This window comes from Leisingera sp. ANG-DT (genome assembly GCF_000813785.1).
Classification (GTDB): domain Bacteria; phylum Pseudomonadota; class Alphaproteobacteria; order Rhodobacterales; family Rhodobacteraceae; genus Leisingera.
This window is the reverse complement of sequence record NZ_JWLE01000007.1, coordinates 114,172-128,563: the sequence shown is the minus strand read 5'-3', so window position 1 is coordinate 128,563 and position 14,392 is coordinate 114,172. Positions and strand designations below refer to the sequence as shown.

Sequence of the window (14,392 nt, the reverse complement as noted above, 5' to 3'; positions counted from 1 at the left end):
CATTGTCGATGGAAATCTGTTGCAAACGCGGGCATGGTGCTGGAAAGGCGGCGGGCCTGTGGCAAGAAAAAGAGGGGCGGGCAGATGGCAAGTGCCGAAGAAGCCAAGAAAAAGCGGAAGGTAGACAAGGATCTGCACCGGGAGGTCCTGTTGGAAGCTACTGCCAGCGTAATCCTCCGGCACGGCGTGAGCGGCGCCACGATCAGCCGTATTCAGGAGGAATCCGGGCTGTCGCGCGGCATGATCAACCTGCATTTCCAGTCCAAGGACAATCTGATTCGCGAACTCGCCATCCACATGACGCGGCAGTACAATGACGCCTGGCAGAGCTTCACCAGCCAGGCCGCCGCAGGGGTCAGCACGCCGGAAGATGCCGCCGCCCGCCTGCAGGCGCTGTTCGAAACGGATTTCTCAGAAGCGGTGCTCAACAAGCGCAGCGCCCGGCTGACTTTTGCCTTCCGCGCCGAGCCAGATCTGCAGGCGCTGGGACCCGGTTATATCGAAACCCGCGGAACCGCCCTGCATGACCATGTGCGCAGCTGCTGCCGAGTGCTGTGCGAAGCCAGCGGCACCCGCGGCGATCCAGAAAAAGTGGCCATGGCAATCATGTCTTTACTGGAAGGTTTGTGGACCGATTTTCACGCCCATCCAGATGAGTTCAGCAGAATAGGCGCAGTAGAAATCTGCCGGACTACCACCCGAGCATTTTTTCCCGACTATTTCTGAGTGGGAAAAACAGGCAGGCCTGAGACGCCCTGTTTAGTAGGCCGATTAAGAAAGAGCTTCTTAGGTGCAAGGCTGGCAGTGTTGCCTTCGCAGAATTGGAACGGTTTGGTTCCAGGCGGGCTGGCGAGTTCAGGTGCAGCCAAATCACGCAACACAGTGTTCCGGAAACTGCCGTAGGTCTGTGCGCCTCTGTTAGAGGCTGTTGTTCAGTTCAGCCTGCATGTTTTCGATGGCGTTGCATAGCTGCTCTGTGAACGCCTTGGATGTCAGCGACTGGGTGGCGTAGCCCGGCGTCAGGATCGACACGCCTGTTCCGATTCGCGGTCGGAATCGGCGAAACACCAGATCTTCTTTGGTCTGGCGCTGCTGCAGGCAGCTATAGGCGGTGATCATGTCACAGATCATGTAGCACATACCTGCCGCAACGAATTGCAGGCCAGGCGCCCAAGTCCGCAATTCCAGTCGCTTATGGAAGCAGCAGCCGCTCCGGTGAAAGGCGGCCTCAGTCCGCACTGTCAGCGGGTGCTGATCGAACAGCACCGCCATCGGTTTGCCGTCCAGATCCTGCGGGGTGATCTCTGCGGCTGCCGCAAGCGGGTCGCTGGCAGGAACGACGCAGACGCACTCCAGATCGAAATCCATCTGCCGGACAGAGGGGCGCGGGGCAGGGGTCTCGGCAAAGCCGATGTCGAACTGCTGCGAGGCGATCAGATCCTCGATCACGTCTGAGGAGCGCATGATCAGGGCGACCTCAAGCTCATCCTTGCCCTGCAGAAAATCCGTTAGAATCCGCGGCATGAACATCCCGGAGGCCGCCGGGTGGCACGCGACGCGCAGCTTGCCGGCCTCGTGGCTGCGGATTTTGCTGACCGTGCGTTCGATCCGCTCGATGCGCTCCAGAACGGTTTCGCACTCCTCGAGAAAAAACTGCGCTTCCGGCGTCGGGATCAGCTTGCCCTGTTCTCGGACGAACAGGCTGAAGCCCAGCTCGCCCTCCAGCGTGGAGATCATCGTGCTGACGGCGGGCTGGGTGCGCCCGACGGTGCGCGCGGCCTGGGAGATGGAGCCGCTGCGCATGACTTCGCGGAAGGTGAAGATCTGGCGGATCGAGAAGTTCATGGCTGGGGTATCAAGTCAGTTTATGGAGTCACAGATATTTTGAAATTGATCTTATGACGCTTGTCCAGCCAAATCCACCAAACCCGGTGAGGGGACACCGGAAGGAGGACAGATGGACACATTTTCAAAATATCTGCTGACCGGGCTGATCTGCCTGGTGGCCCTTGGCCAGTTCGTCCAGGTGGTCACCCGCTATCTGCTGCAGATCCCGGTGATGGGGCTGGAGGAGACCATGCTCTACCCGACCATCTGGCTCTACATTCTGGGTGCCGTGAACGCTTCGCGCGAGGATACCCACATCCGCGCCAACGTGCTGGAAATCGCCATCAAGACAGAGCGCGGCCATACCGTGCTGGCGATCATCGGGGAAATCATCAGCCTGACCGTCGGCGTGTGGCTGCTGAGCTGGGCCTGGGAGTACACCCAGTACGCCTGGCGCGTCTGGAAGGAGAGCCCGACGCTCTACCTGCCGACATTCTATTCCGAAGTGGCGCTCGTGGCCGGTCTGGCTCTGATGATGCTCTACACCGCGGTGCACCTGTTCCGCCATATCAACGCCCTGCGCGCCGGAGCCGCAAAATGATTGAAATCGCACTCCTTGCCATCGCCGTTCTGGTGCTGACCCTGACCCTGGGCGTGCCGCTGCCCTACTGTTTCGGCGCCGCCCTGATGATTATGTATTTCCTGGGCGATGTGACCATGAAAGGCATGATGCTGTGGGGTTCCCAGCAGCTGGGCAACCCGGTTCTGCTGGCCATTCCGCTGTTTGTTCTGGCAGGAACCATTATGTCAGCCAGCGGCATCGCCGCCTCCCTGCTGAATTTCGTCAATGCCTTCATCGGCCATATCCGCGGCGGCCTGGGCGTTGTGGCGGCGGTCAGCTGCGCCATCATCGGCGCGATCTCCGGCTCCGGCCTGACCGGCATCGCCGCCATCGGCCCGCTGCTGATCCCCGAGATGGAAAAGCGCGGCTACCCGCGGGAATACGCTACTGCGCTGATTGCCAACTCGTCGATCCTGGGGCTGCTGATCCCGCCGTCTGTGACCATGATCGTCTATGGCTGGGTGACCGATACCTCGATCCTCGCCTGTTTCCTGGCGACCCTGGGGCCGGGCCTGCTGATCATGTTCAACTTCTCGGCCATGAACCTGTGGATGAGCCGCAAGTTCGACCTGGTGCTGGATGATGCGCCCACCTTCTCCCAGCTGGCAGGCGATGTGGCCAAGAAAGGCTTTAACGCGACCCCGGCACTGCTGATGCCGGTGATCATCCTGGGCGGCATCTACGGCGGCATCATGACCCCGACGGAAGCCGCCGCGCTGTCGGTGATCTATGCGCTGCCGGTCGGCTTCTTCATCTACAAGGGCCTGAAATGGGACAGCTTCCTGGAGGCCGGCAAAGAAGCCGCCACGGCGGTGGGCGCGATCATGGTGATGATCCTGTTCTCGATGATCCTGAGCCAGATGTTCGTCTATGAGGCGATCCCGCAGAAGATGGTCAGCGCGATTTTCGAGATTACCGACAACAAGGTGCTGCTGCTGATCTTCATCAACATCCTGCTGTTCCTGGTCGGCATGGTCGTGAACGATGTCACCGCCATTATCCTGATTGCGCCGCTGCTGCTGCCGCTGATGCAGGCGATCGGGGTCACCCCGGTGCAATTCGCCGCGATCATGGGCGTCAATACCGCGATGGGCGGCGTCACCCCGCCCTATGCCTCGATCCTCTACCTTGGCGCGCGGATCGGCAATGTGAAGGTCACCAAGGTGATCCCGCCCGCAATGATCCTGATCCTGACAGGCTATGTGCCGGTGGTCTTCCTGACCTCGCTGTGGCCCGACCTGTCGCTCTTTCTGCCGCGTTTCTTCGGCTATTGACCCCACCCCTGACAAACACCTGACACCCTACGGAGGAGACTACCCATGAAACACTTTCTGACCGGCACCGCTGCTGCTGCCCTGATGTCGCTGGCAGGCCTCGCCTCGGCCGCCGACCTCAAGATGAGCCACGTGCGCCCCCAGGACACCACCATCGACAAGGAGCTGCGCGCTTTTGCAGCCCAGGTGGACGAAGCCACCGGTGGCGATGTGTCGATCAACATCTTCCCGGCCTCTGCGCTCGGCGATTACACCACCGTGCAGGAGCGCATCAGCGTTGGCGCCATCGACATGGCAACCCAGCCGGCCGCAGCCGCGGCTGACCGCCGGATGCAGATCAGCTCCTTCCCCTATCTGGCCAACAACTGGGATGAGGCACGCAAGATCTACGGCCCCGGCGGTGCGGTGCGCGACGTGATGGCAGAGCTTTATGCCAAGCAGGACATCACCATGCTGGCGGCCTACCCGGTGTATTTCGGCGGCATTGCGCTGAATACCGATGCGGTCAGCCCGGGCGACCCGTCGCAGTCCAACGGCATCAAGGTGCGGGTGCCCGGCATCAAGAGTTTCCAGCTGACCGGCGAAGCTCTGGGCTACATCCCGTCGCCGATCCCGTTCTCCGAGGCGTTCACCGCGATCCAGACCGGCGTAGTTGACGGCGTCATCGGTTCCGGCGCCGAAGGCTATTACGCTTCGTTCCGCGACGTGACCAAGGCCTATGTGCCTGCCAACACTCACTTTGAGGTCTGGTACATGATCATCTCCAACGGTTCGCTGGCTGAGCTGGATGCCGATGACCAGGAGGCGCTGAAAGCCGCCGCAGCGGAGTTTGAAGCGCAGCGCTGGACCGTCGCCGAAGAGGATCAGGGCAAATGGGAGCAGCGCCTGGCCGATGAACTGGGGGCCAAGGTGGTCGATCTGAGCGGCGACGAACTGGCTGCGATGGCCGCCAAGGTGCGCCAAGACGTCTGGCCGGTGGTTCTGGAAGACGTTGGCGCCGACTGGGGCCAGGGCATTCTTGACCAGATCGGCAAGTAATCCCGTATCAAGGACAGGGGCGGCCGCGCGCCGCCCCGCAACCGCAGCCAACCTTTGGGATACGGCAGGATGGAAGCAGATTATGCAGTGATCGGCGGCGGCGTTGTTGGCCTGTCCGTGGCCTGGGGGCTGCTCCGGCGCGGCAAGCGCGTCACGGTGCTGGACGGCGATGACGGCGCGTTCCGGGCCAGCCGCGGCAACTTCGGCCTGGTCTGGGTGCAGTCCAAGGGCATGAAGCAGCCGCGTTATGCCAGCTGGAGCCAGCAGTCCGCTGCAGCTTGGGCCGGGTTTGCGGCAGAACTGGAAGACGGCACCGGCCGCTCTGTCGGGTTGCAGCAGAACGGCGGCTATGACCTGCATTTCTCCGAGGAAACGCTTTATGCCACCGTGGCGCAGTACGATGCGCTGAAGGACAGGCTGAGCGGCAACTACCCTTACGAGGTTCTGGGCCGCAACGCGCTGAGCCGCGAGGAGCCGCATATCGGCCCCAAGGTGGCGGGCGCGATCCTGCATCATCAGGATGGCCACGCAAACCCGCTGCGCCTGCTGGTCTCTCTGGCGGAGGACGTGCGGCGGCTGGGCGGCACAGTTCTGAACGGTAAGACCGTTACCAGGGTTTCCAAGCCCGATGCCTTCAAGGTCCAGTGCAGCGACGGCACCGTGGTTACGGCAGGCAAGGTTGTGCTCTCCGCCGGGCTCGGCGCGATGGAGCTGGGCCCCAAGCTGGGTTTCAAGGCACCAGTGCGGCCGCAGCGCGGCCAGGTGCTGATCACCGAGAAGATGCCGAAACTGATCAACCGCCCCTCGCTGATTGCCCGCCAGGTGGACGAGGGCGGCATCCAGATCGGCGCCACCAACGAAGAGGTCGGGCTGGATGACGGGGTGACGCAGCCGGGCCTGTCCGCTTTGGCCGCCGAGGCGATCGCGGCCTATCCGGCGCTGGCCCGCGCGCAGCTGGTGCGCAGCTGGGGCGCTTTGCGCATCCTGTCGCCCGACGGGTTGCCGATCTACCAGGAAAGCCCCGAACTGCCGGGCGCTTACCTTGTCACCTGCCACAGCGGCATCACCCTGGCCGCGGCCCATGCGCTCTTCCTGCCCGACTGGCTGGAAGGCACCGAAGCCGCCCCTGATCTGGAGGTGTTCAGTGAAGACCGATTCCCCGTTTCTTGAGCTGGCAGGCGATGCCCCCCGTGTGCGGGTCTGGTTTGACGGTTTGGCGCTGGACCTGCCCGCAGGCGCCAACCTGGCCGCCGCGCTGCTGGCCGTTGGCGTGCAGGTGTTCCGCCACACGCCGGTGTCGGGCGCGCCGCGGGCGCCGTTTTGCATGATGGGCGCCTGTTTCGAATGCCTAGTGGAAACCGGCGGCCGCGTGCAGCAGGCCTGCATGCTGGAAGTGGAAGAGGGTATGCAGATTGCCCGCCCGCATGAAGCGGAGGCCAATGATGCAATGCTGTGACCTGGCCATCATCGGCGCCGGCCCGGCCGGCATGGCCGCCGCTGCCGAGGCAACCCAACAGGGTCTGAGCGTTATCCTGCTGGACGAACAGAACCGCCCCGGCGGGCAGATCTATCGCGATGTGGACCGCGCCGCGGGCACGCGCGGCGCCATTCTGGGGCAAGAGTATCTGCGTGGGGCGACCCTGACGGCGGGTCTTGGCGGGGCCGGGATCACGCATCTGTCCGGTGCCGTTGTCTGGGCCATCGAGGACGGGTTCCGCATCTCCTTTACCCGGCATGGCCGGGCCGGGCAGGTGGAGGCGGAACGGATAATCCTGGCTACCGGCGCGCTGGAACGCCCGATGCCCGCCCCCGGCTGGACCCTGCCGGGCGTGATGACCGCAGGCGCTGCACAGATTCTCCTGAAGCAATCCGGCGTCCTGCCGCGCTGTGCCGTACTGACCGGCAGCGGGCCGCTGCTCTATCTGATTGCAGCGCAGATGGTGCGTGCCGGCACGCCTCCGCTGGCCCTGGTGGAGACCCAGACCGCGGCCAGCCTGATGGCATCCGCCCGCCACCTGCCGGGTGCGCTGCGTGGCTGGCGCTATCTGGCCAAGGGCCTGAAAATGCTGGCGGAGATCAAACGCGCCGGCGTGCCGCGCTATACCGGTGCGGCAAACATCGCGGTAACGGGCAGCACCCGGGCCGAAGCCGTGTCCTTCCGCAGCAAGGGGCAGGAGCACAGCATCGCGTGCGATACCGTCCTGCTGCATCACGGGGTGGTGCCGAACACCCAGGCTGCGCGCTCCATCGGGGTGCCGCATGCCTGGTCCGAAGCGCAGCAGTGCTTTGTACCGGAAACCGGCACCTGGGGCGAGACCGGCAAGGACGGTGTTCTGATCGCCGGTGACGGTGCCGGCATCGGCGGCGCCATGGCCGCCGAATTTGCCGGGCGGATCGCGGCGCTGAAAGCGACGGAAGAGCTGGGCCGGATCACCGCGCAGGAGCGCGACCGCCGGGCTGCCCCGCTGTTCAGCCAGCGAAGCCGGGAAACCGCAGTCCGGCCGTTTCTGGATGCGGCCTACCCGCCCTATGCAGGCGCCCTGCGGCCTGCGGACAGCACCATTGTCTGTCGCTGCGAGGAAGTCACTGCAGGCGATATCCGCAGCTATGCCAAGCTGGGCTGCCTGGGTCCGAACCAGGCCAAGGCCTTTGGCCGCGCGGGCATGGGGCCGTGCCAGGGCCGCTACTGCGGGCTGACGGTTACCGCGCTGCTGGCCGAGGCCAGCGGGCAGACCCCGGATGAGACGGGTTACTACCGGATCCGTCCGCCGATAAAACCCGTGACACTGGGCGAACTGGCAGCGATGGACGACCCTGCTGCCACCGCCGCTGAATAGGAGAACAAGATGATCGAACGGATCGAAACCGGCCCCCGGATGAGCAAGATCGTGAAGCACAACGGTGTGGCCTATCTCTGCGGCCAGGTCGGTGATGGCGCCGATGTGGTTGAACAGACCCGCGACTGCCTGTCCCGGGTCGAAGCGCTGCTGGAAAAGGCCGACTCATCGCCGCAGCAGATCCTGCAGGCAATTGTCTGGCTGGCCGACATGAAGGATTTTGCCGAGATGAACGCGGTCTGGGACGCCTGGGTGCCCCAGGGCCATGCCCCGGCCCGGGCCTGCGGGGAGGCAAAGCTGGCCCGGCCGGAGCTCAAGGTGGAAATCATTGTGACTGCTGCTTGCTGACCCTGAACGCATTCTTGCAGGCAAGCTGGAAGGCTTGGCTGACCGTGGCCATTAGAATTGAGAAATGTGCGATAGCCTGTTGAGCCCAAGGCTATTGTCTTGCCAAGGAACCCAAATTCTTTTTCGTGCGTCATTGGCAAGCTCTAACCGTCAAGACTGTCAACTGCCTGTACCGGAAATTTGCCGCTACGTTCGTCCGATCTAGGGAAAGAAAAGAAATGACCGTGACCGCCAAAGAGCGCTGGTGCTGACCCTGCACTGTATGCTTCGTGCTCATTGCAATTGGAAATGGTGGGCTTAGATAAATGGAGGCCAACCAAGTGAGCGTGCTGTACTAGCCGTTGTGGTGCTTGGCCTCGGTGGATTCAACGCGCTGTTTGAGCTGATGTCATCGGTATGTGTAGAAGAATGGACAGCAGACTGACCGGCTGCTTGATCCGGACGCCGCGGCGTCCGGTCCAGGATCAGGTATTTACTGCGGCCAATTGGGTCCTATTCGGTAAACACACTGGTAGACGCGCTTGGCAGAAGAAAAGCGCGCTCAACTTGGCTGAGCCATTCAAGAGCCGCCGGCTTGCGCGCTTGCTATAGGTGGCGCCCATTTTCTTGAGCTGTGCCGTTGAGAGGCTGGTCTCTGCGTAGACAAGCACAAAGTTAACCGAAGGCAGTGCGTCGGACACGCTAGTTTTGATCACCTCCAGATGCATGGCCAGAGAGGTTTTTTCTACTGACCCTGTGTGCAAATTTGGCACTAGAATCGTCATTTTTCATGTCTGTGAGGGCAAGAAAGCCAGTTATGCTATGAGCTGATCCGGCTAGGCCTTCCGCCCGTCACACGTTACAAAATATCTGTGGTTGATCTCAAACTGGGCGCACGGACAGTGCTTTGCGGTAACAGGGGTTCCGGAACCGCTGAATTCTAATGTGAATTCCGCCGGCGCAATAAACTATTTTACCTGCCGCATTCCCGACCCAAAGCAGGTAGAACTTGTTCTAATTCTGGGTGCCTGCTTGAGACAGTTGATTGATTGCTTCGGCAAGATTGGCGTTTGCCACCTTCGGCTAGACTTGCAGGGCCGATAATCACATTTCCTGCAGTTGTGTCTAAAGGCAGGTTCATATCCCGCGTCCCGGTCTTGGATACGATGGATCGGTTGCATGCGGAACAAGAATGCTTGGTCTTGATTCCAGCACGGTTGCAAATGCGATTGCTTGTCAGCTTCAAAAGGTCCAGCGAAGTTAGCGGTCGTGCCTCCTGTCTGCTTCCAGGCAGGAGGTGATGTTATGTAATGGTTCAGGCATCCTGGCTGGCACGGTCGCCCAGGATCACGTTCAAGGTGACTTCTTTGCCCTTGCGCAAGACTTGGATCCGGGTCTCTGCACCAGGGGGATTCATGGCCACGGCGGAGGTCAGATCACGCACTTCAACGGTTTCCGTTTTACCGAACCGCAACACAACGTCGCCGGGTTTCAGCCCTGCCTCCGCCGCAGGGCTGCCGGGCTCGACGCCTTCGATCACCACACCCTTGCCGGCCTCGCGGCCCAGCACATTTGCGGCGTCTTCAGAGAGCGGCTTGATCTGCACGCCCAGCCAGCCGCGGGTGATCTCGCCGTCGTCTTCGAGGTCGGCAACGATCTTCTGAACCATATCGGATGGCACAGCAAAGCCGATGCCGACGGAGCCGCCGCCCGGCGAGTAGATCATCGTGTTGACGCCGACGACCTCGCCTTCGGCATTGAACAGCGGGCCGCCGGAGTTGCCCTTGTTGATGGCTGCATCGGTTTGGATGAAGTCGTCAAACGGGCCGGAGTTGATGTTGCGAGAGGTGGCCGAGACGATGCCGGAGGTCACGGTGCCTGCAAGGCCGAAGGGGCTGCCCATGGCGAGCACCTCATCCCCGACGCGCAGGTCGCCGGAAGAGCCGAACTCCACCGCGGTCAGCGGCGCACCTGTTTCGACCTTCAGCAGCGCGATGTCGGTCAGCGGGTCGGCGCCAATCATCATGGCGTCATGCTTGCTGCCGTCAGAGAGGGTGACGGAGACGGTCTGGGCGTTGTTGATCACATGGTGATTGGTGACGATCAGCCCGTCTTCAGAAATCACGAAACCGGAGCCTGCGCCCTTGACCTGGCGGCTGTTGCCGAAATCCGGCGCGCGCCCGCCGAAGCGGCGCATGAAGTCTTCCATGAACTTGTCATTGTACATTCCCTGCTGGTCCGTGGTGGGTTCCGCCTTGGCGGTGACTTCGACAAAGACGACGGCCGGGGAAATGGTTTCAACCAGATCGGCATAGCCGCCTGCAGGCACGGCCAGGGCGGGGGCGGGCGCCGGAGCCATCATTGCGGCGGCAGAGGCGGCGGCGGTCAGGGCAAAGGCGAACCGTTTGGGAGCGTTGGTTTGGGGCATCTTCAATTCCTTGCTTCACTAGGGATGCAAGGCAGATGGCAGGCCGTCATTTCAATCGCCTGACGCATTCTATACAGATCTGTAATGTGCGCTGAACCCGGATCCGGTTTAAGACCCGGGAGGCGCAGCGAAGCGGGGGATGGCTTGAAGATCCTGGTGATAGAAGACGATGCCACGACCGGCCCCTACGTTGCTTCGGGCTTGCGTGAAGAGGGGCATATTGCTGATCTTGTGACCGACGGCCGCGAAGGGCTTCTGCAGGCCGCTGCGGCGGAGTACGATGTGCTGATCATCGACCGGATGCTGCCGTCGCTGGACGGGCTGAGCCTGATCAAGACCCTGCGCGGCGCTGGTGTTCGCACACCAGCCATCATGCTGACCGCGCTGAGCGGGGTAAACGACCGGATTGACGGGCTGGAGGCTGGGGCGGATGATTACCTGGTCAAACCTTTTGCCTTTGGCGAGCTGGCAGCCCGTGTCGCGGCACTGGCCCGGCGCCCGGGCCTGCAAGTGCAGGAGACCGTTCTGCGGGCAGGGGATCTGGAGATGGACCTGGTCCGCCGCAGGGTTGCCCGCGCAGGCCAAGAGATCGAGCTGCTGCCGCGCGAGTTCCGCCTGTTGGAGCACCTATTGCGCCGCAAGGGGCGGGTGCAGACCCGCACCATGCTGCTGGAAGCGGTCTGGGATATCAGTTTCGACCCGCAGACCAATGTTGTGGAGACCCATATTTCGCGCCTGCGGTCCAAGGTCGACAGGCCTTTTGACACCGGCCTGATCGAAACCGTGCGCGGCGCGGGGTACCGCATTGCCGAATGATGCCCTGACCCGTGCGCGCGTTCTGCTGCGCTCCTCGCCAGTGCGGCAGTCGCTGTGGCTGTCGCTCTTGTTTGTTGCGGCCAGTGCTCTGAGCCTTGGGGTCACGTACTATGTGGCGCATGGCACGCAGGACCGGGCCATCCGGGAAAGCCTGATGCAGGACATGGCGGGGTTCCGCGCAACGCCCTCTGCCGCGGCGCTGGCGGCGCTCGTCAATGCCGAAACGGCAGAGACCGACCCGCAGCGCCGCCTGCTCAGCTACCGTCGGCCCGGCGGGCGGATCGTGGCCGGCAATGCCGCCATCACGCAGCAGCAGGAGGGGTTCCGGGTAGTGGCGCTCGGCCCGGCGCCGGTGGCGATCGAAGGCCGCTTTATTTCACTCAGCGCCTATGTGCATGGCGGCCTGTTGACGATTGCGCAAAGCGCCAAGCCGCTGGACGACTTGCGCCAGACCTATCTTCGGGTGGTTCTGTTCAGCCTGCTTCCTGCCATCGCCGCTGCGGTATTGGGCGGGGTGTTTCTTGCGCGGCGCGCCGCCCGGTCTTTGGCGGGTATCGAAACCACGCTGTCGGCGCTGACCTCAGGTGATCTGTGCGCCCGGGTGCCGCAAATGCCAGATCGTCAGGGGGATATCGCCCGCATCGGCCGCAGCGTGAACCGCATGGCCGACGCGCAGCAGCAGTCTACCGAGGCGCTGCGGCAAGTGTCGGCGGATATTGCCCATGACCTGAAGACACCTGTCCAGCGGTTGGAATTGCAACTTCAGCGCCTGCAGGAAACTCCGGAACTGCCGGAAGAGGCACAGTTACTAGCGGATAAGGCGCTGGAGCAAACCAAGGGCATCACAAGCACGTTCCAGGCTTTGTTGCAGATCGCCCAGTTGGAAGACGGCGCGCCACGGTCCCGGTTCGGGACGGTAAATCTATGCGAGATCGCCAGTACTTTTGCCGACATCTACGAACCTGCGGCAGAGGAGCAGGGCCGCAATTTGGTGCTTGATCTACCGGGAGCACCGGTGATGATTACCGGTGACAAGGCGCTTATCGGCCAGATGCTTGCCAACCTTATCGAAAATGCACTGCGTCATACACCTGAGGGAACGGATGTTGCGGTATCTCTGCAACAGGAAGCGGCAAAGGCAACTCTGATGGTCCGCGACCACGGGCCTGGTATCCCAGAAACCGAACACCAAAACGTGCTGCGCCGCTTGTACCGCTTGGAACAGAGCCGTACCACACCAGGCAGCGGCCTTGGCCTCAGTCTCGTGGCGGCCATCGCCGATCTGCATGGTTCAGAGTTGTCTCTTTCCAACGCAAGCCCAGGCTTGCGGGTGAGCGTGGGTTTCAGCAGTTAAAAATCCTATGCCAGTTTTTTTTCAGTACGTTTTCCTGGCACTTGATAAACCGTGGGATGATCTGCTCCTCTACACCTCAGAAGCCCGGCCATTCATCATCGACAGGACTGGTAAAACATCGACGCCAGTGAAAAGCATGACGTTTTGCACGTGATTTGGTCAGGGTTGTCTTGAAAAACGGTATCAGCCTTTTAGGGTCAGGACACATAGCCAAATATGACCATTGCTGCGAGGGCGATTGCTGATAGGTATACCTTCGGGCACCTACCGTATCGGGTCGCCACGCGCTGCCAATCCTTCAACCTGCCAAACATGATCTCTATCCGATTGCGGCGGTTGTAACGGCGCTTGTCGTGTTTCACCGGTTTCTTCCGCTGTTTCCGGTCGGGGATGCAGGCGCGTATCCCTTTGTCTTTCAACGCTTCTCGGAACCAATCAGCATCATGGCCTCGATCTCCCAGCGGCCTTTCCACCCTTGGCAAGCCGCCCACCAAAGCGCGGGCGCCGATGTAGTCGCTGACTTGCCCAGCTGTAACGAATAGGTCCAGCGGGCGTCCCTGGCTGTCGCAGATGGCGTGCAGCTTGGTATTCATGCCGCCTTTGGTTTGACCAATCAGGCGGCCACGCCCCCGTTCAGCGAGGAATTGATCCCCCGGATCAATTCCGGGCCCGCTTCACTTGACGCCCAAAAGGCGTGAGGGGCATATATCCTATGCCATCATCACGAAAGACAAAAAGACGAGCGGCCCGTGAATCGCCTTGGCCAGCGCGTCCCAGCGGTGGCGGCCGATGCCCTGTGCCGAGCCGATGGCGCGGATCAGATCGGTGCCGATTGCCTCGTCAATGGCGATTGAGACGGAGGATTTGGTGACGGCCAGCACCTCGGCGACCTGCGACTAGTTGCCAAAGCTATTTTCGACCAGCTCCTGCGCGAACAGCGCCTTGTAGCCGTACATGGTACGCAGGAAGGCAACGATGCGGTTCCGCGGCGCATCCGACGGTTCATAGCGGTTCAAGAGGTAGCGCATCCAGTCGTGGCTCATGTCAACGCAGGACTAGGCAATCACGTCCATCTGGTCGGCGGTCATGCGCAGGAATTGCGACATCGACATCACGTCGAGCATTTCCGGGTGGATGGTGACCAGCACGCCGGTTGCGGTGGAGAGCGCCGACATGGTGAGGAAGCCGAGCTGCGGCGGGCAGTCGATCACCACCACGTCATAGTCGGAATCGACATGTGTTAGAGCCTCTTTGACCCGGAAAAAGAACAATCCGGCGCTGCCCTGCGCGAGCGCACGGGGGGTGTCGTGCTCGAACTCCATCAGTTCGAGGTTGCCGGGGATCAGGTCGAGGTTCGGGATATAGGTCTTGCGGATCACCGAGGAGATCGGCGCCGGGTCGTCATAGCGGATGGCGTCGTAAAGCGTGCCGCCGTCCTTGAGGTCGAACTCCGGCTGGACGCCGTGCAGGGCAAGGCGGGACGCCTGCGGGTCAAGGTCGATCGCCAGCACACTGTAGCCCTTGAGCGCGAGGCGCTGCGTCAGATGGGCGGAGGTGGTGATTTTGCCGGGGCCGCCCTTGAAATTCATCACGCCGATGAACTGCATGTGATCACCATCGTGCCGACGGAGCAGGTAGTCGCCTGGTTTGCAATCGGTTTTTCAAGAACTCGTGCTGCACGTGGAGCTGGGCCGCAATACATTCTGAATGCAGAAGGATCACCGCATTCAGATCCTCAGGTGTGTATGCACGACCCATCTTCCCTTGTGCCTGCCATCTGCGCCGCTCTGCATTTTACCCGTGTGTTTGCTGCCTGGCGCGTTCACGGAATTTGGCGTTTGCCGCCTCTTTTCCGGGACTGTTGGCCAA

13 protein-coding genes and 2 pseudogenes are annotated in these 14,392 nt (G+C 61.8%); 10 read left to right on the top strand and 5 right to left on the bottom strand.

Annotation, left to right across the window (positions count from 1 at the left end; genetic code table 11):
- Positions 1-84 precede the first annotated feature (84 nt).
- The gene (locus RA21_RS09310) at positions 85-726 is read left to right on the top strand and encodes a TetR/AcrR family transcriptional regulator (protein WP_193747976.1); all 642 of its coding nucleotides are present in this window, start codon (positions 85-87) and stop codon (positions 724-726) included.
- Positions 727-918: 192 nt separating this feature from the next.
- Here the strand turns inward: RA21_RS09310 and RA21_RS09305 are convergent, their stop codons facing one another.
- Positions 919-1,845 carry a LysR family transcriptional regulator gene (locus tag RA21_RS09305; RefSeq protein ID WP_019296844.1) on the bottom strand — a complete coding sequence of 309 codons (927 nt, stop codon included), beginning with the start codon at positions 1,843-1,845 and terminating at the stop codon, positions 919-921.
- A gap of 112 nt (positions 1,846-1,957) precedes the next feature.
- Between RA21_RS09305 and RA21_RS09300 the strand changes: the two genes are divergently transcribed.
- From RA21_RS09300 to RA21_RS09270, 7 genes are all read left to right on the top strand, one after another.
- Entirely contained in the window at positions 1,958-2,428 is a 471-nt protein-coding gene (locus RA21_RS09300) for a TRAP transporter small permease (protein WP_019296843.1), read from the top strand.
- The gene (locus RA21_RS09295) at positions 2,425-3,723 is read left to right on the top strand and encodes a TRAP transporter large permease (RefSeq protein WP_039137818.1); all 1,299 of its coding nucleotides are present in this window, start codon (positions 2,425-2,427) and stop codon (positions 3,721-3,723) included. The genes RA21_RS09300 and RA21_RS09295 overlap by 4 nt, the downstream gene beginning before the upstream one ends.
- A 45-nt stretch (positions 3,724-3,768) precedes the next feature.
- On the top strand, positions 3,769-4,761 hold the full coding sequence (gene dctP, locus RA21_RS09290; RefSeq protein WP_052254243.1) for a TRAP transporter substrate-binding protein DctP: 993 nt from the start codon (positions 3,769-3,771) through the stop codon (positions 4,759-4,761).
- 69 nt (positions 4,762-4,830) lie between these two features.
- Positions 4,831-5,931, top strand: coding sequence for an NAD(P)/FAD-dependent oxidoreductase (locus RA21_RS09285; protein ID WP_019295403.1), 1,101 nt, complete (start codon positions 4,831-4,833; stop codon positions 5,929-5,931).
- On the top strand, positions 5,906-6,217 hold the full coding sequence (locus tag RA21_RS09280) for a (2Fe-2S)-binding protein (RefSeq protein WP_019295402.1): 312 nt from the start codon (positions 5,906-5,908) through the stop codon (positions 6,215-6,217). The genes RA21_RS09285 and RA21_RS09280 overlap by 26 nt, the downstream gene beginning before the upstream one ends.
- Complete coding sequence (locus tag RA21_RS09275; protein WP_039148185.1) at positions 6,204-7,598, top strand: FAD/NAD(P)-dependent oxidoreductase; 1,395 nt, start codon at positions 6,204-6,206, stop codon at positions 7,596-7,598. Before RA21_RS09280 ends, RA21_RS09275 begins: the two co-directional genes overlap by 14 nt.
- Positions 7,599-7,607: 9 nt before the next feature.
- A complete protein-coding gene (locus RA21_RS09270; RefSeq protein ID WP_019295400.1) occupies positions 7,608-7,946 on the top strand; it encodes a RidA family protein in 339 nt (112 codons plus the stop codon).
- A gap of 1,294 nt (positions 7,947-9,240) precedes the next feature.
- Here the strand turns inward: RA21_RS09270 and RA21_RS09260 are convergent.
- Complete coding sequence (locus tag RA21_RS09260) at positions 9,241-10,353, bottom strand: trypsin-like peptidase domain-containing protein (RefSeq protein ID WP_036761829.1); 1,113 nt, start codon at positions 10,351-10,353, stop codon at positions 9,241-9,243.
- A gap of 144 nt (positions 10,354-10,497) precedes the next feature.
- Here RA21_RS09260 and RA21_RS09255 point away from each other — a divergent pair, with 144 nt between their 5' ends.
- Complete coding sequence (locus RA21_RS09255; protein ID WP_039148056.1) at positions 10,498-11,169, top strand: winged helix-turn-helix domain-containing protein; 672 nt, start codon at positions 10,498-10,500, stop codon at positions 11,167-11,169.
- 154 nt (positions 11,170-11,323) lie between these two features.
- Entirely contained in the window at positions 11,324-12,523 is a 1,200-nt protein-coding gene (locus tag RA21_RS09250; RefSeq protein WP_241483494.1) for a sensor histidine kinase, read from the top strand.
- Positions 12,524-12,720: 197 nt separating this feature from the next.
- Here the strand turns inward: RA21_RS09250 and RA21_RS09245 are convergent.
- The 3 genes and pseudogenes from RA21_RS09245 to repA all read right to left on the bottom strand — a co-directional run.
- Positions 12,721-13,152, bottom strand: a pseudogene (locus RA21_RS09245) (IS5 family transposase); the annotation flags it as partial.
- Between the two features lie 81 nt (positions 13,153-13,233).
- A complete protein-coding gene (locus RA21_RS22845; RefSeq protein ID WP_019296424.1) occupies positions 13,234-13,404 on the bottom strand; it encodes a hypothetical protein in 171 nt (56 codons plus the stop codon).
- A gap of 39 nt (positions 13,405-13,443) precedes the next feature.
- Positions 13,444-14,281 (bottom strand): annotated as a pseudogene (gene repA / locus RA21_RS09240) (plasmid partitioning protein RepA); the annotation flags it as partial.
- Positions 14,282-14,392: the final 111 nt, after the last annotated feature.